This window comes from Pyramidobacter sp. C12-8 (genome assembly GCF_002007215.1).
In the GTDB taxonomy this organism is placed as follows: Bacteria; Synergistota; Synergistia; order Synergistales; family Dethiosulfovibrionaceae; genus Pyramidobacter.
In genome coordinates this window covers 20,027-39,302 of the sequence record NZ_MUHX01000019.1, presented here as the reverse complement: position 1 = coordinate 39,302, position 19,276 = coordinate 20,027, and the positions used below count along the sequence as shown (strand labels likewise).

Below are 19,276 nucleotides of genomic sequence, written 5' to 3'. Positions count from 1 at the left end.
ATAATGGCGCTATAAGAAAAACAAATAACCACGGCACAAAGGGGGGATCGTGGTGACAATCACGCAGATCCTGTACGCGCTGGCGGTGGAACAGCACTTGAACTTCTCGGCGGCATCGCGGGCACTGTTCGTGTCACAGCCGGCGCTGTCGCTTCAGATCAAGGCGCTGGAATCGGAGCTGGGCTGCAGGCTGTTCGAGCGCACCACACGCGGCGTAACGCTGACGGCGAGCGGGCGCGCCTTCTGCGAGGCTGCCCGGCCGCTCGCCGTCGCATGGGCGGACTTCAAATCGCGCATCAGCGGGACGACGGTGGCGCGCGTCCTGCGCATCGGCCTTGGGGCGCGCGTGTATTCCAACCGACTGTTCAGAAAGATTGTCGCGTTTCTCGACAACCACCCCGAGATCGAAGTGTCGTTCGTTACCGAAGCAGGCCGCGACTTTTTGAGCGACCTGCGCGAGGGAGCCCTCGACCTGGCGCTCGACCGTTTACCGCCGCCGTCGCTGCTCGACGGTGCGGAACAGTTCGCAAGCTGGACGCTGATTGAAGAGCCGCAGTGCATTTTGCTCCCCCGAAGCGATCCTCGCGCGCAAAAAAATGAATTCCGCTTTTCCGAACTGGAGGATTGCGCCATCATCACCAGCCTAGAAAACACGATAGAAGACCGCACGCTGCACTATCTGTGCAGGAAGCACGGCTTCACGCTCAACCGCCTCTACCGCTCCGACAGCATGAAGACGAACATGGACCTGCTGAGGAGCGGCAAGGGCGTAATCATTGGCCCAAAATCGTTCGCCAGCTATTTCGGCGTGGCCGCCGTGCCCCTGTCACCGTCGACAACCGCGTCGCTGGATTTTATCTGCTTGGAGAAAAACACCGACCTGCCGGAAGTTTCGACGCTGCGAAGATATTTGCAGAAGCTGTGCGCGGGCCGATGAGCCCGGGAACGTTTCCGACGCCGGTTCTCACGGAACATCGGGGCCGGGAAACAAAAAGACGGTGCGGCGCTGCGCGGTTCCCCTGCCGTCGTCACCCCCCAACGCACGAATTGAAGCGGGCAGGACGAGAAATATCCTGCCTCCCGCGCATGAGAAACAAGACCGCAGAGCTTTGGCGAGATTCAATCGTTCTCCGCTGATACCGGCACTGACAAGTATTTCTCCAGACAACAAAAAAAAATCGCAAAGCCCTCATTTTACAGGCTTCGCGATTTATTTTGATTCATTGATTTTCTCGTTATGGCGGAGGCGTGTGCGAATCGAACACACCAAGGACGATCAGAATCGCCCCTCACGCGGGTTTGAGGCCCGGGGCAGCCACCGGACTGCATCCGCCTCCGCAACGTGGAGTATTTTACTCTATTCTCCCTCTTTAGGCAAGCCGCTTTTTTACAGAACTCCGGACGTTTTTGCGCGGCGGATTTCAAACGGCCCGGCGGCTTACATGCCGCGCAGGCGTTTCAGTTCCTCGTAGACGCCCTGGATCTGTTCGAATTTCTGCGCCGCCAGGCGCGTGAATTCGGGGTCGTTCAAACCGGCGAACTTGTCGGGATGATATTTGGAGATGAGTTCCCGATAACGCGCGCGGATCTCGTCGTCGCCGGCGCTGCGCGGCAGGCCGAAAACTTCGTAAGGCGAACGCGGAGCGCCGCCCGGCGCGGCGGGATCCGCAAAGCCGCGCCCGCTTTCCCCGCCGCGCGGCCAGTCGCGCCGCGGACCGCCGCCGCTTCCCATGCGGCGGAACAGGTCGGCGAAAAAAGAACGCATCAAAGCCAGAAAGAGCAGCGGCACGATGAGGCGCTGAACGATCTTAAACAGGAATCCCATTTTACCCTTTCGGCTTAATCCGCCCTGCCCAGCAGCTCGAAAAATTTGCCCACAAGCGCCGAAATGCGCGCGGCGGCGCGCCCCATCTCGGAGAGCACCTCTTCTTCCGACAGCCTGACGGGACGCATGCCCGCCGCCAGGTTGGCGACGCAGGAGACGCCGCAGACTTCCATGCCCATGTGGTTGGCGACGATCACCTCATGCACGGTGGACATGCCGACGAGGTCGGCGCCCATGGCGCGGGCCATGCGGATCTCGGCCGGCGTCTCGTACGAAGGGCCGGCCAGGCCGATGTAGACGCCGCGGCGCGTCAGCAGCCCCAGCGATTTGGCGGACTCTTCCAGCAGGGCGACGAGGCGGCGGCTGTAAGGCTCGCTCATGTCGGGGAAACGCGCTCCCCACTCGGGATTGTTGGCGCCTCTCAGCGGATTCATGCCGGTCAGGTTGATATGGTCGGTGATCAGGGCGATGTCGCCGTTGGCGTACTCGTAATTGATGCCGCCGGACGCGTTGGTCACGAGCAGCGTTTTGACACCCCACTGGCCGAAGACGCGGATCGGGAAGGTCGTCTCCTGCGGCGTGTAGCCTTCGTAGCAGTGCAGGCGTCCCTGCATGACCACCACCGGCACGCCCGACAGGACCCCGCAGACGAGGCGCCCGGCGTGCCCCGGCGCGGTCGATGTCTTCCAGTGCGGGATCTCCGCGTAGGGAATGACGACGGGGTCTTTCACGGCTTCGGCCAGCATGCCCAGCCCGGAGCCGAGGATCAGCGCCGCCCGGGGGACGCGGCCCGCTTTCGCTTTGATCGCTTCCAGCGCTTCTGTCACCTGGCGGGCGTATTCTTTCATGTCCATAGGGATTCTTCCTTTCTTGCGCTCGGCGTCCGTCAGGCCCGAGGATGGGCGCGGTCGTACACGTCGCGCAGTTCGAGATCGAAATGCAGATATTTCTCCGTCGTGGCGATGGAGCTGTGCCCCAAAAACTCCTGCAACGTGCGCAGGTCCATGCCGCGGCGCAGCAGATGCGTGGCGATGGAATGGCGCAGCACGTGAGGAAAGAGGCGCTCCTCGGGAACGGAGGCCATCTTGCCGCGCTTCTGCACGATCCGCCACAGGTCGACCCGGCTCAGCGGCTCCCGACGCGAAGAGAGGAACAGCATCTTCTCCGTCTCGTCGCCGTCGAGAAACTCCTGCCGCTTTTGCAGATAGACCTGAAACTGTCTTTTCAGATCTTCGGCAAAGGGGACCTGCCGTTCTTTGCTCCCCTTGCCGAGGACGATCAGATTCTTGTCGTCGAGATTCAGCGAGCCGACTTTCAGCCCGCACAGCTCGCTGGCGCGGATGCCGCAGTTGGCCAGCGTTTCCAGAGCGGTGCGGTCGCGGCAGTCGTAATAACTGGGACCGTCGCAGGCGTTGAGGATGCGCTGGATCTCCCCCTCGGTGAGGATCTTGGGGAGCTTCTTCGACTTCGCCGGCAGCACCGGGATCCACGTGCCCATCGGCAGGTCGCCGTTGAGGACGCGAAACTTCACCCAACTCCTCAGGCCGGCCACGATCAGCTGGATCGAGGAGCTGGCGCGTCCCTGGCTCTTCAGCGCACGGATAAAGCTGGAGAGAGCTTCCTGAGCAACGTCGAGCGGGTCCAGCCCCGCCTCTTCGCAGTAGGCGCGCCAGAGCTCCAGACCGCGGCGATACGTTTCCGCCGTGTTTTTGCTCTGCCCGCGCTCCAGCAAGATATAATCCTCAAAAGCGGCGCGCGACGTTTCGAAGGATACGGGCATACTCGTTCGCCTCCAGATAAAAATAAGGAACGGCTTGCGCCGTTCCCTATCATACCATTTTTTATGGGAAATTACCTGGCGCGGGCAAAGTACCAGGCCAACGCCATCAGCGTCTTCGCGTCCTGCGGTTCGCTCGAATCGAGCAGCGCGCGCGCCTGTTCGTCGTCGAAGCGCAGCAGCGCAATGTCCTCGTCGTCGTCCGGACGGAGAGGATCCCAGGCAAGTTCTTCGGCCAGAAAGACGAACAGCTTTTCGTCGGAAAAGCCCGGCGACGAGTAAATCGCCGGCATCGGCGTCCATTTGGCGGCCCGGTAGCCGGTCTCCTCGCGCAGCTCCCGCTGCGCCGACTGCAGCGGCTCCTCGCCGCGCTCCATCACCCCGGCCGGGATTTCGATGATCTCCGCGTTCAAGGGATAGCGGAACTGGCGCACGAGCAGAAAGCGCCCTTCGCCGTCGCGCGCCAGGACGGCCACGTCGCTGCGGTGCTCGACCACTTCGCGCGTGGCGCGGCGGCCGTTTCGCGACACTTCCACCTGATCGACGCGCAGGTTGAGGATCTTGCCCTCGTAAAGGCGTTTGGAAGAAAGACAGCGTTCCATAGGATGACCTCCCGTCAAAAAATCTCCGCTGATCGGTCAGGCGTCGAGCGTTTCGTCTTTTTCGAGGCGCAGCCCCTTGCCCCAGTCGCCCGCCGCCATCGGCCTTTTTCCTTCCGGCTGGACCGTCAGCAGTTCCAGGGCGCCCTGCGGCGTGCCCAGGAACAGCCGGCCGCCCGCGGCGAAAATTTTTCCCGATCCGGCGTCAGGATGCGGCGCCACGCGGGTCTCGAGAATCTTCACGCGCCGGCCGCGGAACGTCACGTACGCGCCCGGCGCCGGGCACAGGCCCCGCACCAGGTCATGGAGTTTTTGCGCGCCGAGCGCAAGATCGAGCCGCGCTTCGCTTTTGTCGATCTTGGCGGCGACCGTCGCCAGCGCCTCGTCCTGGGGCGTCAGCGCGGCCGTCCCGTTCAGCAGCGAAGCGACGTTCTCCGTAAAGAGGCGGGCCCCCGCCACGGCCATGCGTTCCAGCAGCCCGCCGGCGTTCTCCTCGGGACCGATCGGGCAGCGCCCCTGCAGCCACACCGGGCCGGCGTCCATCTTCTCCACCAGGCGGAACAGGGACACCCCCGTCTCCGTCTCGCCGCTCATCAGCGCCCGCTGCACGGGAGCCGCGCCGCGATAACGCGGCAGCAGCGAAGGATGGATGTTGATGCAGCCGCAGCGCGGCCCGTGCAGCCACGGCTCGCCGACCTTCTGGCCGAAGTCGATCACCAGGATCAGCTCCGGCTTCTCGCTTTCGTAAAGCCGGATCAGATCTGCGTCGCGATTCACCGCGGCCGCATGGCGAAGCGGCAGTCCCAGCTTCAGCGCCGCTTCCTCCACGGGCGTGACTCGCGCCTTCAACCCGCGGCCGGCAACGCTCGGCGGGGCCGTCACGACGAGCTGCGGCCTGCACTCCGGGGCGATTTCCTCCAGGCAGCGGGCCGCAAAGCCGCCCGTCCCGAAAAACCAGATCTTCGCCATCATTTCCTCTTCATCAGCCGCTTGCGGATCAGTTCCCGCTTCATCGGCGAGAAATGGTCGATCAGCAGCTTGCCTTCCAGATGCTCGATCTCGTGCTGGAACGCGCGGGCGACAAAACCTTCCGCCTCGTGCCGGCGCCTGGCGCCCGTTTCGTCCTGACACTCCACCACGACGCGCTCGGCGCGCTCGATCTCGCCGAAAATGCCGGGGAAGCTCAGGCAGCCCTCCTCGCCCCGCTGCGTCCCCGTCGCCTCCACGATGACGGGATTGACCAGCACGTAGCGTTCGCCTTCAAAGCAGACCACGGCCACTTTTTTGGACACGCCGACCTGCGGCGCGGCGATGCCGACGCCGTCGTCGTCTTTCATGACGATCGTCATCTCGTCCACAAAGACCTTCAGCGCCTCGTCGAAAACGGTCACGGGCCGAGTCGCCCGTCTCAAAACAGGATCGGGAAATTCTACGATTTTCAGCTGCATCGGATCACATGTTCCTCCCACAATATTTTGTTTCTATTCTAGCCGTTTTGCGCTTTTTCTGCACCTGTTTTCGCCGCCCGAAATATTCGCGACGCTTTTTCACGAAGCAGTCATAAAAAAGAGCCATCTCTCGCGAGACGGCTCTTTCTGTACGGTGCGTTACTTTTCTTCGAGGTTGATGCCGCTGAAGAGGTCGCCCAGCGTCACGCCGGTGTCCTCGCTGAAGCCGGAGAATTTTTCCGCCTCGGCCTTGCGGCGGGGCTTGGGAGCTCTTTCGCTTCTGGAGATCGAACCTTCATGACGAGGCGCCTTTTCACCCTGAGTCGGAGCATTCTTACCGCGCTCGGCGGCCCTCTCGCCGGCCTCGATGGCGCTGATGCTGAGGCGGATGCGGCGCTCGGCGGGATTCACCTCGAGGACGCGGGCGGTCACTTCCTGACCTTCCTGGAGCACGTCGCCGGGCTTTTCGACGCGGTGCGTGCTGAGCTGGCTGATGTGGATCAGGCCCTCGACGCCCTTCTCGATCTCGACGAACGCGCCGAAGTCGGCCAGGCGCACGACCTTGACGGTGATGTCCTGTCCCTTCGCGTAGCGTTCCTCGATGCCCTTCCAGGGATCGTGCAGCTGCTTGTAGCCCAGGCTCATGCGCTTCTTTTCGGGATCGATGTCGAGCACGATGGTCTCGACTTCCTGTCCCTTGTGCAGCACCTCGCGGGGATGCTTGATGCGGCTCCAGCTCAGGTCGCCGATGTGGATCAGTCCCTCGATGCCGGGTTCCACCTCGACAAAGGCGCCGAAATCGGTGACGTTGGTGACGACGCCTTTGGTCTGCTGATCCTTCTGCCAGCGCTCCATCACCGTGTCCCAGGGATTGCCCTGAGCCTGGCGGATGCTGAGGCTGATCTTGTTGTTTTCCCTGTCGATGCCGATGACCTTGACCTTGACGGCGTCGCCTTTTTTATACGTTTCGCGGGACTTCGAGCTGCGCTGCCAGGAAACTTCACTGACATGCACCAGCCCGTCGAGGGGACCGACGTTGACGAACAGGCCGAAGGTGGTCACGCTGCTGACCGTGCCGTCGAGCACGTCGCCCACGTTGACCTCGCTGTAGAACTTCTCGCGCTTGGCGGACAGATCCTCGTCGAGCAGGCTCCTGCGGGAAAGGACCAAACGGCGTTTGCGCTTGTCCATCTCGAGCAGGCGGACCTGGAACTCTTCGCCTTCGAAGCGGCCGGGATTGACGCCGCGGCCTTCCTCGGCAAGGTGCGAGATCGGGATAAAGCCCTCGAGGTTAAAGCAGTTGACCATCAGGCCGCCCTTGACCTTGCGGATGCCCTTGACGGTGATGACGTCGTTGGCCTTCGCCTTGGACTCGAGCTCCGCCCAGCGGCGATCGAACTCGCAGCGCCAGCGGCTGACGAGAAGCTGGGCTTCTTCGCCGTCGCGCTTGCTCGTCACCTGGACCTCGATCTTGTCGCCGACTTCGGGAGCGGGCTTGTCGTCGACAAGGATGTGGTGCGTCCACTCGCGTTCGGGCAGGAAACCCTCGCACTTGTATCCTACGTCAACAAGCCAGCCGCCCTCGGTCTTCTCGACCACCGTGCCCTCGATGACCTTGCCGCGCGCGATCTCTTCCGAAGTCGCGTCGTACTGGGCCATAAGAGAGGCCATATCCATGCTTTCTTCTTCAACCTGGTTCTTAACTTCTTCACTCATTCCTGACATCCCCCTGACGTCCTGCGATGTTATGAATCGCGTTATGTAGTTGTTCGATAAGCCAGTCAGGCGTACTCGCCCCGGCCGCAATACCAATAACCCGTTTCTCCAGCACCCACCTCCTGTCAAGCTGACCGGCGTGCTCGATCCACACTGCGTCGCAGTTCGAATCGCGCGCGATACGACATAACTTGCCGGTATTGGCGCTGTTATATCCGCCGATAACGATCATGCCGTCGACCTGAGACGCCAACCGTCTCACGGCCTGCTGGCGTTCGATCGTGGCACGGCAGATGGTGTTGTAGATCCTGAGCTCGTCGGCCACGCCGAGGGCCGCCTTGGCCGCTTCGGCGAGGAGACTTTCTTCCTGTGTCGTTTGAGATACCAATCCCAATTTATGAATTTTAGCAGACGATTTGAATATTGTCGAGGAAAAAAGTGACGGAATCGTCGAAATCACCGTCGAAGGTCCGCGGACATATCCCCGCATGCCGATGATCTCGGGGTGTTTCTCGTTTCCGAGGATCAGAACGTGATAGCCGGCCTCGGACAATTCCCGCGCGTGGTTCTGCGCCGCGCGCACGAAGGGGCACGTGCCGTCGATGACGCTGACGTTCTTCTGCCTCAAATTTTCCAGAATGTCGGGAGCGATCCCGTGCGCGCGGACGAACGCCGTCGCGCCGGCGGGGATCTCCGCATCCGACTGGACGACGCGCAGTCCCATCTTTTGCAGACGCTCGACCTCCTGCGGACTGTGGATCGGGCTGCCGATCGCATAGACCGGCGTCGCCTGCGCCAACGCTTTTTCCACGCATTCGATCGCCCGCTTGACGCCGAAGCACCATCCTGTCGGCACCGCGACGAGCACTTTCATCGCAAGGCCTCGTCAAGGTGTTTTCTGGCCTGGTCGAGCAGCCATTGTCCGTTTTCCGCCGGCGTCTTCTGCGACAGGTCGCACCAGACAGCCGGCGCGAATTTTTTGAACCAGGTCATCTGCCTTTTGGCGAACTGCCGCGTGGCGATCACATCGCCCCGAATCGCTTCTTCCAAAGTCATCCGCCCCTGATGGAACAGGACCAGTTCCCTATAGCCGAAGCCCTGCATCGACGGGAGATCGGGGGAATAGCCGTGGTCGAGCAGCCACTTCACTTCCTCGGGGTAGCCCGAAGAGAACTGTTGGCGCACGCGCCGTTCGATGCCGCCGACGAGGAGATCGCGCGGCTTGAACAGGCCCAGATAGAGCACGTCGTAAGGCGATTCGGCCGGGCGCTCGCGGGCGTACCAGTCGGAAGCCGGACGGCCGGACGTGAGAAAGATCTCCAGCGCCCGGGAGACGCGGAATTTATCGTTGGGATGGAGTCTGACGGCGCTTTCGGGGTCGCAATTCCTCAGCCGCTCGTACAGTTCGTCCGCTTCGAGGGCAAAAAGTTCGGCGCGCAGTTTTTCGTCCGTGGGCACGTCGATGGACAGCAGCCGGCTGAAGAGCGCCTGATAATAGAACGGCGTGCCGCCGACGAAAAGCGGCGCCCGCCCCCGCGCTATGATCCGCCTGACGCAGTCCGCCGCCTGAGCGGTAAAATCGGACGCCGTGTAGACCTGATCGGGATCGGCTACGTCGATGAGATGGTGCGGAATCTCCCGGCGCACTTCGCGGGAGATCTTGTCCGTGCCCACATCCATGTAGCGATAGACCTGGCGGGAGTCCACCGAGATCACCTCGGCGTTCAGCGCGCGGGCGAGACCGAGGCTCATGGCCGTCTTGCCGACGGCCGTCGGGCCGATCACCGCGACGATGGGCGTTTTTTTCGCGCCGCTCACAATCCCAACCTCCCAAAGTGTTTGTCCAGCGCGCTCCCCGTCAGCCGCAGTACGGTCGGCCGTCCGTGGGGACAGGCGTTGGGCTGGTCGCAACGCTCCAGTTCGGTCAGCAGTTGATAGGCTTCCGCCGCTTCCAGCCGCGTCGTCAGCTTGACCGAAGCCTTGCAGGCTTTCGTCGCGAAGACGTTGACCAGCGAGTCAGAGTGCTCCTGCCGTTCCTCGATCGCGTTCAGCGCGCTGCGCAGCAGATCGACGGGCGAAACGCCCGCGACTTTGGCGTGCATGGGCAGCTGCGACAGAGAGCCGTCCTCGTCGATCGCGAAGTTCAGCTCGGCCAGCTTTTCGCGGTTCGCCATCGCGTCGTCCTTCAGCGTCGGCGGCAGCGGAATGGGCATGATCAGTTTTTCCTGCCCGCGCGGATCGGCGCAGGCCTTCAGGATCCGTTCGTAATTGACGCGCTCGTGGGCGGCGTGAGGATCGACGATCAGCAGCCCGTCCGGCGTGGAAAAGACCAGATAGCCCTGAGGCAGCTGGGCGAGATAAAGTTTCCCGTCCGGCGCGGCGCTTTCCGCAGCAGACATGTCGCCAGACGGCGGAACCGAAACGGTCTGACGATAGGAAGCGAAAGGCAGACGTTCGCCGCTCGCCTCCTGCGAACCTCGCGCCGCGAACGCGTTCGGCGACGCGGCGCGGAACACCGGTTCTTCCAGGCGCGAAAACGGATGCGGCTCGCGTTCGGGCAGGCGGCGCCACGCCGTGGAACCGCCCGGCGCCGTCGGCCCGCCGACGGAAAAAGATTCTGCCGGCGCGTCGAACGGAGGCGAAGAAAACGGCATGCGATCGCCGCGCCCACGGATCGGCGCGTCGGAAAATCCCTTGGCAAGACGCTCCGCCGCTTTGCGGATCAGATCGTACACCTCTCCGGAACGGCGGAACAGGATCTCCGACTTCGCCGGATGGACGTTGACGTCCACGTCTTCCGCCGGCAGCGAAAGCATGACCAGCCAGTTGCCGCGCGTCGCCCAGTGGAAACCCTGGATCGCCGAACGGATCACCGCGTCGCTGACGCGGCGGCCGTTCACGAACGAGATCAGCTGGAAGCGGCTCTGCGGCCCCAGATCCTGCCACCACAGCCGCACGGAGGACGCCGCGGCTTCGAAAGCGGAAGCGCGGATCTCGGGTTCGTCGCCCCACATCTGCGCCAGCAATTTCTCGACGCTGCCGCCGCCCGAACTCTTGAAGACGCTCTTGCCGTCGTGGACCAACGAGAACGCGACGGCGGGATAGGCGAACGCGTAGTCCTGGACCAGGCGCGAAATGCGGCGGAACTCCGCCGCGGCCGTCTTGAGGAACTTGCGCCGCGCCGGCAGATTATAGAAAAGATCCTTGACGACCACCGTCGTGCCAGGACGCAGCGGCACCGCCGTGACGCGGGGCACGCCGTTTTCATAGTGCAGCGAAGCGCCTTCGGTCAGTTCGGAGCGACGGCTGTAGATTTCGAAGTGACTGACGGCGCAGACGCTGCTCAGCGCTTCGCCGCGATACCCCAGCGTGGAAATCGCCTCGAGGTCCGCCTCGCTGCTGATCTTGCTGGTGGCGTGTTTTTCCACCGCCAGGGGCAGTTCTTCCGGGACGATGCCGCCGCCGTTGTCCTTCACGGAGATCAGCACCTTGCCGCCCTGCCCCAGTTCCACGTCGATGGCCGTCGCGCCGGCGTCGAGGCTGTTTTCGATCAGTTCCTTGACGACGGAAAGCGGCCGCTCGATCACCTCGCCGGCGGCGATCTTGCGCGAAAGCCCGTCGGGCAGTCGATGAATTCCCATCATTCACACCTCAGCTTTCTGGCCCGCGAGACCAGCCGGTAAATCTGGTCGAGCGCGTCCCGCGGCGTCATCTGATCGGGTTCGAGCGAAGCCACCTCTTCGATGAAAGCGTCACCGGAAAGATCGAACATGCTCACCTGCGCCGACGGCGCAAAACGGTTCGGATCGCCGCGCCCCCCCGGCGGTTCGGCTTCCAGGCGCTCGAGGATCTCATGAGCGCGTTTGAGCACCACCCGCGGCAGCCCGGCGATGCGGGCGACCTCGATACCGTAGGATCGGTCGGCCGGTCCCGGCTGTATTTTATGCAGAAAACGCACGCCCTCGTCGGTCTCCTCCACGCCCATGCTCAGGTTGAAAAGCCCCGGCATGGTCTTTTCGAGATCCGTCAGTTCGTGATAATGCGTGGCGAAAAGCACGAACGGCTGGACGCCGCAAAGGTTGTGCAGATACTCGATCACGGACCAGGCGATGCTCATACCGTCGTACGTCGAAGTGCCGCGCCCGATCTCGTCGAGGATGACCTCGCTGCGGGCCGTGACGTTGTGGAGGATGTTCGCGGTCTCCATCATCTCGACCATGAACGTGCTGTTGCCGCGCGCCAGCTCGTCGCGCGCGCCGATGCGGGTGAACAGGCGGTCGGTCAGCGGCAGGCAGGCAGACGCCGCCGGCACGTAGCTGCCGGCCTGCGCCATGATCTGCAAAATCGCGGCCATGCGCAGATACGTCGATTTGCCCGCCATGTTGGGCCCGGTGACGATGGCCGTCCGCCGCGTCAGATCCATTTTCAGGTCGTTCGGGATGCAGGGCTGGCCGCGCAGCGCCCGTTCGACCATCGGATGGCGGCCTTCGCGGATCTCGAGGACCCGCTCTTCGACGACTTCGGGACGGCAGTAGCCGCGTTCCCGCGCCGTGCGCGCGAACGAGTTCAGCACGTCCAGCTGGGACAGCGCGCGGCCGAGCCGCTGAATGGCGTCGGTCCGTTCGAGACAGGCCGCGGTCAGCTCGTCGAAGATGCGCTGCTCGATCTCCGCGATCTTGGAATCCGCCTGCAAGCGGCGTTCCTCGTATTCCTTCAGTTCGGGAGAAATGTAGCGCTCGGCGTTGACCAGCGTCTGCTTGCGCACGTACTCCGGCGGGATTTCCGCATTTTCCGCTTTGGCGCGGGAAATCTCGATGTAAAATCCGTAAACTTTGTTGTACCCGACTTTCAATTTCGTCAGGCCGATACGTTTTTTTTCCCGCTCCGCAAAGTCGTCGAGCCATGCGTCGCCGCTGTCGCCGAGAGAACGCCATTGATCGAGTTCCTCGTCGCAGCCGGGCGCGGCGATGGCGCCAAAACTCAGGGCGCGCGGCAGTTCCGGCAGCAAGAATCTGTCAAGCCGGGCGCGCAGTTCCTCCAGTTCGCCGGGAGCCGGCAACGCGACCGAACGGCACATTTCGCCCAGCGCCGCGTTGATTTCCGGGTGTACGTCCAGCGTGTCGCGGATCGCGCCGAGATCGCGCGGATTGGCGCTTTTCATGTGCAGGCGCGCGATGGCGCGTTCCACGTCGCGGCATTTCCCCAGCAGCTCGGCCAGAGAACGCGAGACATCTTCGTGGTCGTACAGTTCCTGAACGGAATCCAGGCGTTCGTCGATCCTCTCGATCGAACAGAGCGGACGGGCAAGCCAATCGTGAAGGAGTTTCTTCCCGAACGGCGTGGCGCACTCGTTCATGCACTCGAACAGCGACGCTTCGCCGCCCCAGAGGTCGAGATTGTTCTGCGTATGCCAGTCGAGGTGCATGAACCCCTCCGGCAGGATCTGGGAAATGCTTCTGATGTGGGCCGCCTTCGAGAAACTGGTCTCCTCCGCGTAGCTCACCAGCGCGCTGACGGCGCCGATGCGCGGGTCGCCGCGGCGCAGGCCGAAACCCTCGAGGGAATTGACGTTCCACAGCTGGCACAGCCGCGCCAGTCCGATCTCGGGATCGAAATCTTCCGCCGACATCTCGGAATACGACCAGCCCGGATGGGCTTCGACCTTTTCCCGATAGCCCCGTCCGCGCGGGATCAAAATTTCGCGCGGCGCAAAGGACAGCAGCACCGACCAGGCTTCCTGCGGGGGAAACGTCCCCACCTGCACCGTCGAGGCGCTCGGCGTCAGAAAGCCGACGGTCCACTGGTCATGTCCCAGAAGCAACGAGGCCAGCGACGAGTTGACGGGGCCTTCCTCAGGGATGAAAGTCCCCGGCGTCAGGATCTTGACGACCTCCCGTTCCACCAGCGTGCGTCCGTCGGGCGGCGTCATCTGTTCGCAGACGGCGATCTTGTAACCCTTTTCGATCAGGCGCGCGGCGTATTGATCCACCGCGTGGTGCGGCACGCCGGCCATCGGCATGTTCCTGTTCGAGTCGCGCGCGGTCAGGGCGATGTCGAGTTCGCGCGAGACGAGCTTGGCGTCGTCGAAGAAACACTCGAAGAAATCCCCCATGCGGAAAAAGAGCACGCAGTCGGGATATTTGTTTTTCCAATAAAAGTACTGTTCCAGCATCGGCGTCATCTTGGCGGGTATTTGCTGGACGGGCGCTTTGGGTTCCGTCATCTAAAATCGGTCAGCTCCTTTCGCATCCATATAGCTTTGCAGGATCACCGCGGCGGCGATCTTGTCGACGGACTGTTTGCGCTTGCGGCGCGACACGTTGCCTTCGAGCAGGTAGCCCGTGGCGGTGCAGGTGCTGTAACGCTCGTCCCAATATTTCACGGCGATCATGGGAAAGCGCCGCTGGATCGCCTTCACCACGTCCTGCACGCGCTGCGCCGAGGGGCCGATCGTCCCGTCTTCGCGGATCGGCAGCCCGACGAGCAGACAGCCTGTGTCGTAACGCTCGAAAGCGCGCTCCAGCTCGTCCATCCAAGGCCCCTCCGCTTTCCAGACAGCGATCCCCTGAGCGAACATGCCCAGGGGATCGCTGACTGCCACGCCGATCCTCACAGTTCCGACGTCGAGGCAGATAATTCGGGGCATCGTCAAGCTCCGATGAATTTCGCAACGAGATCGACCGCGGCGGCGATCGCCGCGTCGATTTTGGCCGGCTCTTTGCCGCCGGCCTGCGCCATGTTCGGACGGCCGCCGCCGCTTCCGCCGACCAAAGCGGCCAATTCCTTGACGATCTTGCCGGCGTGGAGTTTTTTCTTTTGCGCTTCCTCGCCGAGCATGCAGAGGATCTGCACTTTGTCCTCCGCCGCTTTGGAGAAGACCACGAATACGGCTTTGGGATCGCCGTCCTTGAACTTGTCGCCGGATTCGCGCAACAGCTCCATGTCCTGTCCGTCCACGCGACCGATATAGAGGTTGACGGCGCCGCCGGCAAGCGCCTTTTTCGCGATCAGTCCGTCGATGCTGCCGGCAAGTCTGGCGCGGGACATCCCGTCGATCTGGCGTTTGAGTTCCTTGATCTCCTCTTCCATGCCCCTGACCTTTTCGATCAGCAGCGGCCGTTTGACGGCCAGGCGCGCGGAAAGTTCGTCGGCGGTGCGGCTCAGTTCCTGAAGCAGGCGCACCGTGGTCATGCCCGTCACCGCCGTGATGCGGCGGATGCCGGAGCCGATGCTCTCTTCGCTGACGATCTTCAGAGAACCGATCGTGCCCGAGGACGAAACGTGAGTGCCGCCGCACAGCTCGCTGGAGAAATCGCCGACGGAGACGACGCGCACGGTCTGGCCGTATTTCTCTTCGAACAGCGCCTTGGCGCCGCTGGCTTTGGCCGCTTCGAGATCCGTCACGACGGTGGTGACCGGCCGGTCGGTCAGGATCGCCGCGTTGGCGAGCGTCTCGATCTCCTCGAGCTGTTCGCGGCTCGGCGCTTCGTAATGGGTGTAGTCGAAGCGCAGGAAGCGGTCGGACACGAGCGAACCGTTCTGGCGCACGTGCCCGCCCAGCACCTTGCCGAGCACGGCGTGCAGGATGTGCGTGGCCGTATGGTTGCGGGCGACGGCAAGATGCCGGTCCGCGTCGACCTGCGCGAGGACGCTCTGACCGACGCGAAGCGTCCCTTTGGTGACGGCGACCGTCTGCACGTTCAGCTCGCCGAAGGGGTACGTGCTGTCCTTCACGACCGCGAGAACGCCGTCGCCCTTGATCAGCCCCGTGTCGCCGATCTGGCCGCCGCGCTCGGCGTAAAACGGCGAACTTTCGAGGAGGACCATGCCCTCCTCGCCTTCGCCGAGAGCGTCGACTTTCCGTCCCTCCCTGACGAGCGCGCGGACCTTTGTATTGCATTCGCTCTTTTCGTAGCCGACGAAATCCGTGGCGCCGAATTCGTTGGCCAGGGCGTTGAACACGTTCCCCTTGATGACGTTGTTGGCGATCTGCTTGCTGGAGCTGCGGGCGCGCTCGCGCTGCTGCTCCATCTCCTTTTTGAACTCCTCTTCGTCGACCGACACGCCGCGCTCGGCGCAGATCTCGCGAGTCAGTTCCAACGGGAAACCGAACGTATCGTACAGCTGGAAGGCCGCCGCGCCGCTGAGAGTCTTTCCGGCGCTTTCGAGCGCCGCTTTGACTTCGGCGTCGAGCAGCTCGCTGCCCTGGCGGATCGTTTTGCCGAAGCCGTTCTCCTCGATCTCGACGATCTTCTCGATGGTGAGCCGGTTTTCCCCGAGTTCGGCGTAGGGATCGCCCATCAGTTCGATCACGGCGGGAATCACGTCGTTGATGAACGGCTTGTTGATGCCGATCAGGCGTCCGTAGCGGGCGGCGCGGCGGATCAGACGGCGCAGCACGTAGCCCTGGCCGTCGTTGGCCGGCAGAATGCCGTCGGCGATCATGAAGCAGACGGCGCGGACATGGTCGGAGATGACCTTCAGCGCCAGATCGCTCTGACCGTTCTCGCCGTACCTGACGCCGGCGATATCGCCGGCTTTTTTCATGAGCGGCGTGAAGAGATCCGTCTCGAAGTCGTTGCGCACGCCCTGGATCAGCGAGGCAAGGCGCTCGAGCCCCATGCCGGTGTCGATGTTCTTGCGGGGCAGCGGCTTGAAGCTGCCGTCGGCCTGCCGGTCGTACTGCGTGAAGACGTGGTTCCAGATCTCGAGAAAACGATCGCAGTCGCAGCCGGGATGGCAGTCGGGACCGCAGGAAAATTCTTCTCCCTGATCGTAGAGGATCTCGGAATCGGGGCCGCACGGTCCCTGCGGCCCCATGAACCAGAAGTTCTCGTCTTCGCCGTTGAGGACGAGATGGGATTCGGGCATGCCGATCTCCTTGGTCCAGATGTCGAAGGCCTCCTGATCGTCCTTGTAGATCGTCGCGTACATACGGCCGCCGTCGAGTCCAAGAACCTGCGTGAGGAACTCCCAGCCCCAGGTCAGCGACTCGCGCTTGAAATAGCCGCCCCAGGAGAAATTGCCCAGCATTTCGAAAAACGTGTGATGCCGCGCGGTATGGCCGACGTTCTCGATGTCGTTGGTGCGCACGCACTTCTGCGAGGTCACGGCGCGGGCGTATTCCGGCTCCTCGAGGCCGAGATAATACTTCTTGAAAGGCACCATGCCGGCGATGGTGAACAGAAGCGAGGGATCGTCGGGCACGAGCGAAAAGCTCTTGTAATGGTGAGCCCCTTTCGATTCCCAGAAATTTACGAACAACTGACGGATTTCCTTACCGCTGCGATACTGCACGGATGTTCCCTCCTGCACATTTTTAAGAGAAATAATGACGGCGGCGCGAGCTGCCGGAGATTCTTCAAGATTTTGCAGCCAGCAGCCAGGCGCGCTGCGCCGAACTGGCCGCGCGGATTTCCCGCTCGGGACGGGGGACGAACGCCCGATCCCTGACGATCCAGCCGCCCCCGCAGAGAACGTGTTTGACGTCGCCGGAACCGCCGGCGTACACGACGTAGCTGGACATGTTTTCCTCATCGGCGCCGAGATAATGGAGCGCCGTCAGGTCGACGGCCGTCAGATCGGCCGCCCAGCCCTCGGCGAGCCGCCCCACTCTTTCGTAACCGAACGCCCGCGCCCCCTGATACGTCGCGCAGTCGATCAGCTGCCGCGAGGAAACGGCCAGCGGATCGCGGCCGACGCCCTTGTGGATCAGCGAAGCGAGCCGCATCTCGTCCCACAGATCGAGACGGTTGTTGCTGGCGGCGCCGTCGGTCCCCAGCGCCACGTGAACGCCTTTCTCCAGCATGGCCGGAACCGGCGCCACGCCGCTGCCAAGCTTGAGATTGGACGCCGGACAATGCGCCACGGTGATGTTGTCGTGAGCGGCCAGATAGTCGAGCTCGTCTTCCCTGAACTGCACGCCGTGCGCAAGGACCAGGCGCGGTACGGCGGCGAGGCCGGTCTTTTCGAGATATTCGACGGGCGTCATTTTCAGCGTGTCGGAGAGGTAGCCGCGCTCCCATTCCGCCTCGAGGAAATGCGTCTGCAAGGGCAGATTTTTTCTTTTCGCCTCGGCGGCGCATTCGCTGACGAACTCGAACGGCACGGTGTACGGCGCGTGCGGATCGATGCTGTTGATGATCCGCGGCCCCCGCATCTCCGCAAAATCGCGGTAAAGCGTCTGTTTGAAGCGGGCCGGATCGCGCACGACGCCGACGGAAACGGAACAGCGCATGCCCAGCTCGTTCACGGCGCGGGCGACCTGATCCATATGGTAGTACATGTCGGTAAAGCCGGTCACGCCGCACGTGGCCATCTCGCACATGGCCTGAACGGCGCCGGCGTAGACCACTTCGTCGGTCAAATGCTCTTCCAGCGGCCAGATCTTCTGTTCCAGCCACTCCATCAGCGGGCGCTCTTCGCCGAGCCCGCGCAGCAGCGTCATCGCCGCGTGGCAATGAGCGTTGAAAAAGCCCGGCAAAAGGAGCGTTTCGCCTTTGCCGTCTATCACTTCGCATTTTTCGCCGCTCAACGACCCCGGGGCGGCGATTTTTTTTATGCGTTCCCCCTCGACGAGCAGATCGGCGCGCACAGCGCGCTCCATCGTGCCGTCGAGAAGATAAACGTTGCGGAACAGGATCGCCATTTTAGTCTTCGCGCCAGTCGGCCATATAGGCGCGCTGTTCGTCGGTCATACGCTCGAGGGACAGTCCCATGGAAGCGAGCTTCGTCTCCATGACCGCCGCGTCGATCTCCGCCGGCACGTCCATCAGCCCGGCCTTGAGCGCGCGGCCGTGTTCGTTCACGTAGAGAGCGGATTCGAGCTGGAGCGCGAAGCTGAGATCCATGATCTCGATCGGATGTCCGTCGCCGCAGGCCAGATTGACCAGGCGTCCTTCGCCGAGCAGATTGAGACGGCGCCCGTCGGGCATCGTAAAAGTCTCTATGTTCGTCCGCGCCGATTCGCGCCTGACGGCCAGCGCCGCCAGCTCCTGCTTGTCGATCTCGACGTCGAAATGTCCGGCGTTGCCCATGATCGCGTTGTCCTTCATGAGCCGGAAATGTTCCGCCCTGATCACGTGCGTGTTGCCGGTGAACGTGAGGAAAATATCTCCCAGCGGCGCCGCCTGGGCCATGGTCATCAGCTCGTTGCCGTCCATGACCGCTTCGAACGCGCGGTGCGGATCCAGCTCGGTGACGACGACGCGGGCGCCGAGCGCGCGGGCGCGCATGGCCGCGCCGCGGCCGCACCAGCCGTAACCGGCGATGACCACGGTCTTGCCCGCCACGAGGATGTTGGTCGTGCGCATGAAGCCGTCCCACACCGACTGCCCGGTGCCGTAGCGGTTGTCGAAAAGATATTTGCTGTGAGCGTCGTTCACGGAAATCACCGGAAATGGCAGGATCCCCTGCCGTTCCATGGCCTTCAGGCGCTTGACGCCGGAGGTCGTTTCCTCGGAAGCGCCCTTGACGGCGGGGATCAAATCCTTCATGTCGGAAAGGACCGTCGCCACCAGATCGGCGCCGTCGTCGGCGATGACGGCGGGACCGAAAGCCAGCGTATCGCGCAGATAGCGGCGATACTCTTCGCCGCTCATGGCGTGGCGGCTGAACACGGAAACGCCCGAATCGACGAGAGCGGCGCAAATATCGTCCTGCGTGGAAAGCGGATTGCTGCCGGCCGCGCGGACTTCGGCGCCCAGCTCTTTGAACGTCCGCAGCAGGCAGGCGGTTTTCGCTTCCAGGTGAAGACAGGCTGAAAGTTTCACGCCTTTCAGCGGCTGCGAAGCGGCGTAACGCGATTTCAGGGCGTTGAGCACCGGCATGGAGCGCCACGCCCAGTCCATCTTGGCATGGCCGCCCGGAGCGAGAGAACGATCGGCGATTTTATAATCCATCATGAATTCTC

The 19,276-nt window shown here is 62.8% G+C and carries 16 protein-coding genes and 1 tRNA gene; 1 reads left to right on the top strand and 16 read right to left on the bottom strand.

Translation table 11 applies throughout. The features are described 5' to 3' along the window. Positions 1–52 precede the first annotated feature (52 nt). Positions 53–937 carry a LysR substrate-binding domain-containing protein gene (locus tag B0D78_RS08200; protein ID WP_143521790.1) on the top strand — a complete coding sequence of 295 codons (885 nt, stop codon included), beginning with the start codon at positions 53–55 and terminating at the stop codon, positions 935–937. 301 nt (positions 938–1,238) lie between these two features. Here B0D78_RS08200 and B0D78_RS12830 read toward each other — a convergent pair. From B0D78_RS12830 to B0D78_RS08125, 16 genes are all read right to left on the bottom strand, one after another. After that, a tRNA-Sec gene (locus tag B0D78_RS12830) sits at positions 1,239–1,337 on the bottom strand. A gap of 101 nt (positions 1,338–1,438) precedes the next feature. Beyond that, positions 1,439–1,825: a J domain-containing protein gene (locus B0D78_RS08195; RefSeq protein WP_078016490.1), complete on the bottom strand. Its 387-nt coding sequence runs from the start codon at positions 1,823–1,825 to the stop codon at positions 1,439–1,441. Positions 1,826–1,839: 14 nt separating this feature from the next. Beyond that, positions 1,840–2,679 (bottom strand): purine-nucleoside phosphorylase, encoded by an 840-nt coding sequence (locus B0D78_RS08190; protein ID WP_205948280.1) that lies wholly within the window; start codon positions 2,677–2,679, stop codon positions 1,840–1,842. 32 nt (positions 2,680–2,711) lie between these two features. Then, the gene (locus B0D78_RS08185) at positions 2,712–3,605 is read right to left on the bottom strand and encodes a tyrosine-type recombinase/integrase (protein WP_078016489.1); all 894 of its coding nucleotides are present in this window, start codon (positions 3,603–3,605) and stop codon (positions 2,712–2,714) included. Positions 3,606–3,676: 71 nt separating this feature from the next. Further along, positions 3,677–4,204, bottom strand: a complete 528-nt coding sequence (locus tag B0D78_RS08180; protein ID WP_078016488.1) for an NUDIX hydrolase — start codon at positions 4,202–4,204, stop codon at positions 3,677–3,679. 36 nt (positions 4,205–4,240) lie between these two features. Then, on the bottom strand, positions 4,241–5,173 hold the full coding sequence (fmt, locus tag B0D78_RS08175) for a methionyl-tRNA formyltransferase (protein ID WP_078016487.1): 933 nt from the start codon (positions 5,171–5,173) through the stop codon (positions 4,241–4,243). Further along, entirely contained in the window at positions 5,170–5,649 is a 480-nt protein-coding gene (gene def, locus B0D78_RS08170; RefSeq protein ID WP_078016486.1) for a peptide deformylase, read from the bottom strand. Before def ends, fmt begins: the two co-directional genes overlap by 4 nt. A 159-nt stretch (positions 5,650–5,808) precedes the next feature. Continuing rightward, a complete protein-coding gene (locus B0D78_RS08165; RefSeq protein ID WP_078016485.1) occupies positions 5,809–7,365 on the bottom strand; it encodes a S1 RNA-binding domain-containing protein in 1,557 nt (518 codons plus the stop codon). Continuing rightward, on the bottom strand, positions 7,358–8,239 hold the full coding sequence (gene ispH / locus B0D78_RS08160) for a 4-hydroxy-3-methylbut-2-enyl diphosphate reductase (protein WP_078016484.1): 882 nt from the start codon (positions 8,237–8,239) through the stop codon (positions 7,358–7,360). Before ispH ends, B0D78_RS08165 begins: the two co-directional genes overlap by 8 nt. After that, positions 8,236–9,183 (bottom strand): tRNA (adenosine(37)-N6)-dimethylallyltransferase MiaA, encoded by a 948-nt coding sequence (gene miaA, locus B0D78_RS08155; RefSeq protein ID WP_078016483.1) that lies wholly within the window; start codon positions 9,181–9,183, stop codon positions 8,236–8,238. The genes ispH and miaA overlap by 4 nt, the downstream gene beginning before the upstream one ends. After that, positions 9,180–11,006, bottom strand: a complete 1,827-nt coding sequence (gene mutL / locus B0D78_RS08150) for a DNA mismatch repair endonuclease MutL (RefSeq protein WP_078016482.1) — start codon at positions 11,004–11,006, stop codon at positions 9,180–9,182. Before mutL ends, miaA begins: the two co-directional genes overlap by 4 nt. Continuing rightward, positions 11,006–13,588, bottom strand: a complete 2,583-nt coding sequence (gene mutS, locus B0D78_RS08145) for a DNA mismatch repair protein MutS (protein ID WP_078016481.1) — start codon at positions 13,586–13,588, stop codon at positions 11,006–11,008. The genes mutL and mutS overlap by 1 nt, the downstream gene beginning before the upstream one ends. Continuing rightward, positions 13,589–14,011, bottom strand: a complete 423-nt coding sequence (gene ruvX / locus B0D78_RS08140; protein ID WP_078016480.1) for a Holliday junction resolvase RuvX — start codon at positions 14,009–14,011, stop codon at positions 13,589–13,591. It lies immediately after the preceding gene. 2 nt (positions 14,012–14,013) lie between these two features. Beyond that, on the bottom strand, positions 14,014–16,662 hold the full coding sequence (gene alaS / locus B0D78_RS08135; RefSeq protein WP_078016479.1) for an alanine--tRNA ligase: 2,649 nt from the start codon (positions 16,660–16,662) through the stop codon (positions 14,014–14,016). 64 nt (positions 16,663–16,726) lie between these two features. Beyond that, positions 16,727–18,013: an amidohydrolase gene (locus B0D78_RS08130; protein ID WP_078016478.1), complete on the bottom strand. Its 1,287-nt coding sequence runs from the start codon at positions 18,011–18,013 to the stop codon at positions 16,727–16,729. 1 nt (position 18,014) lies between these two features. Further along, positions 18,015–19,265 (bottom strand): adenosylhomocysteinase, encoded by a 1,251-nt coding sequence (locus B0D78_RS08125; protein WP_078016477.1) that lies wholly within the window; start codon positions 19,263–19,265, stop codon positions 18,015–18,017. Between the last annotated feature and the right edge of the window lie 11 nt (positions 19,266–19,276).

What these genes read in the sequence shown, in the direction of transcription:
- ispH (WP_078016484.1), bottom strand. Translation starts at nt 8,239, where the DNA reads ATGAAAGTGCTCGTCGCGGTGCCGACAGGATGGTGCTTCGGCGTCAAG.
- mutS (WP_078016481.1), bottom strand. Translation starts at nt 13,588, where the DNA reads ATGACGGAACCCAAAGCGCCCGTCCAGCAAATACCCGCCAAGATGACG.
- B0D78_RS08165 (WP_078016485.1), bottom strand. Translation starts at nt 7,365, where the DNA reads ATGAGTGAAGAAGTTAAGAACCAGGTTGAAGAAGAAAGCATGGATATG.
- B0D78_RS08190 (WP_205948280.1), bottom strand. Translation starts at nt 2,679, where the DNA reads ATGGACATGAAAGAATACGCCCGCCAGGTGACAGAAGCGCTGGAAGCG.
- B0D78_RS08125 (WP_078016477.1), bottom strand. Translation starts at nt 19,265, where the DNA reads ATGGATTATAAAATCGCCGATCGTTCTCTCGCTCCGGGCGGCCATGCC.
- B0D78_RS08180 (WP_078016488.1), bottom strand. Translation starts at nt 4,204, where the DNA reads ATGGAACGCTGTCTTTCTTCCAAACGCCTTTACGAGGGCAAGATCCTC.
- ruvX (WP_078016480.1), bottom strand. Translation starts at nt 14,011, where the DNA reads ATGCCCCGAATTATCTGCCTCGACGTCGGAACTGTGAGGATCGGCGTG.
- def (WP_078016486.1), bottom strand. Translation starts at nt 5,649, where the DNA reads ATGCAGCTGAAAATCGTAGAATTTCCCGATCCTGTTTTGAGACGGGCG.
- fmt (WP_078016487.1), bottom strand. Translation starts at nt 5,173, where the DNA reads ATGATGGCGAAGATCTGGTTTTTCGGGACGGGCGGCTTTGCGGCCCGC.
- mutL (WP_078016482.1), bottom strand. Translation starts at nt 11,006, where the DNA reads ATGGGAATTCATCGACTGCCCGACGGGCTTTCGCGCAAGATCGCCGCC.
- B0D78_RS08185 (WP_078016489.1), bottom strand. Translation starts at nt 3,605, where the DNA reads ATGCCCGTATCCTTCGAAACGTCGCGCGCCGCTTTTGAGGATTATATC.
- B0D78_RS08195 (WP_078016490.1), bottom strand. Translation starts at nt 1,825, where the DNA reads ATGGGATTCCTGTTTAAGATCGTTCAGCGCCTCATCGTGCCGCTGCTC.
- B0D78_RS08130 (WP_078016478.1), bottom strand. Translation starts at nt 18,013, where the DNA reads ATGGCGATCCTGTTCCGCAACGTTTATCTTCTCGACGGCACGATGGAG.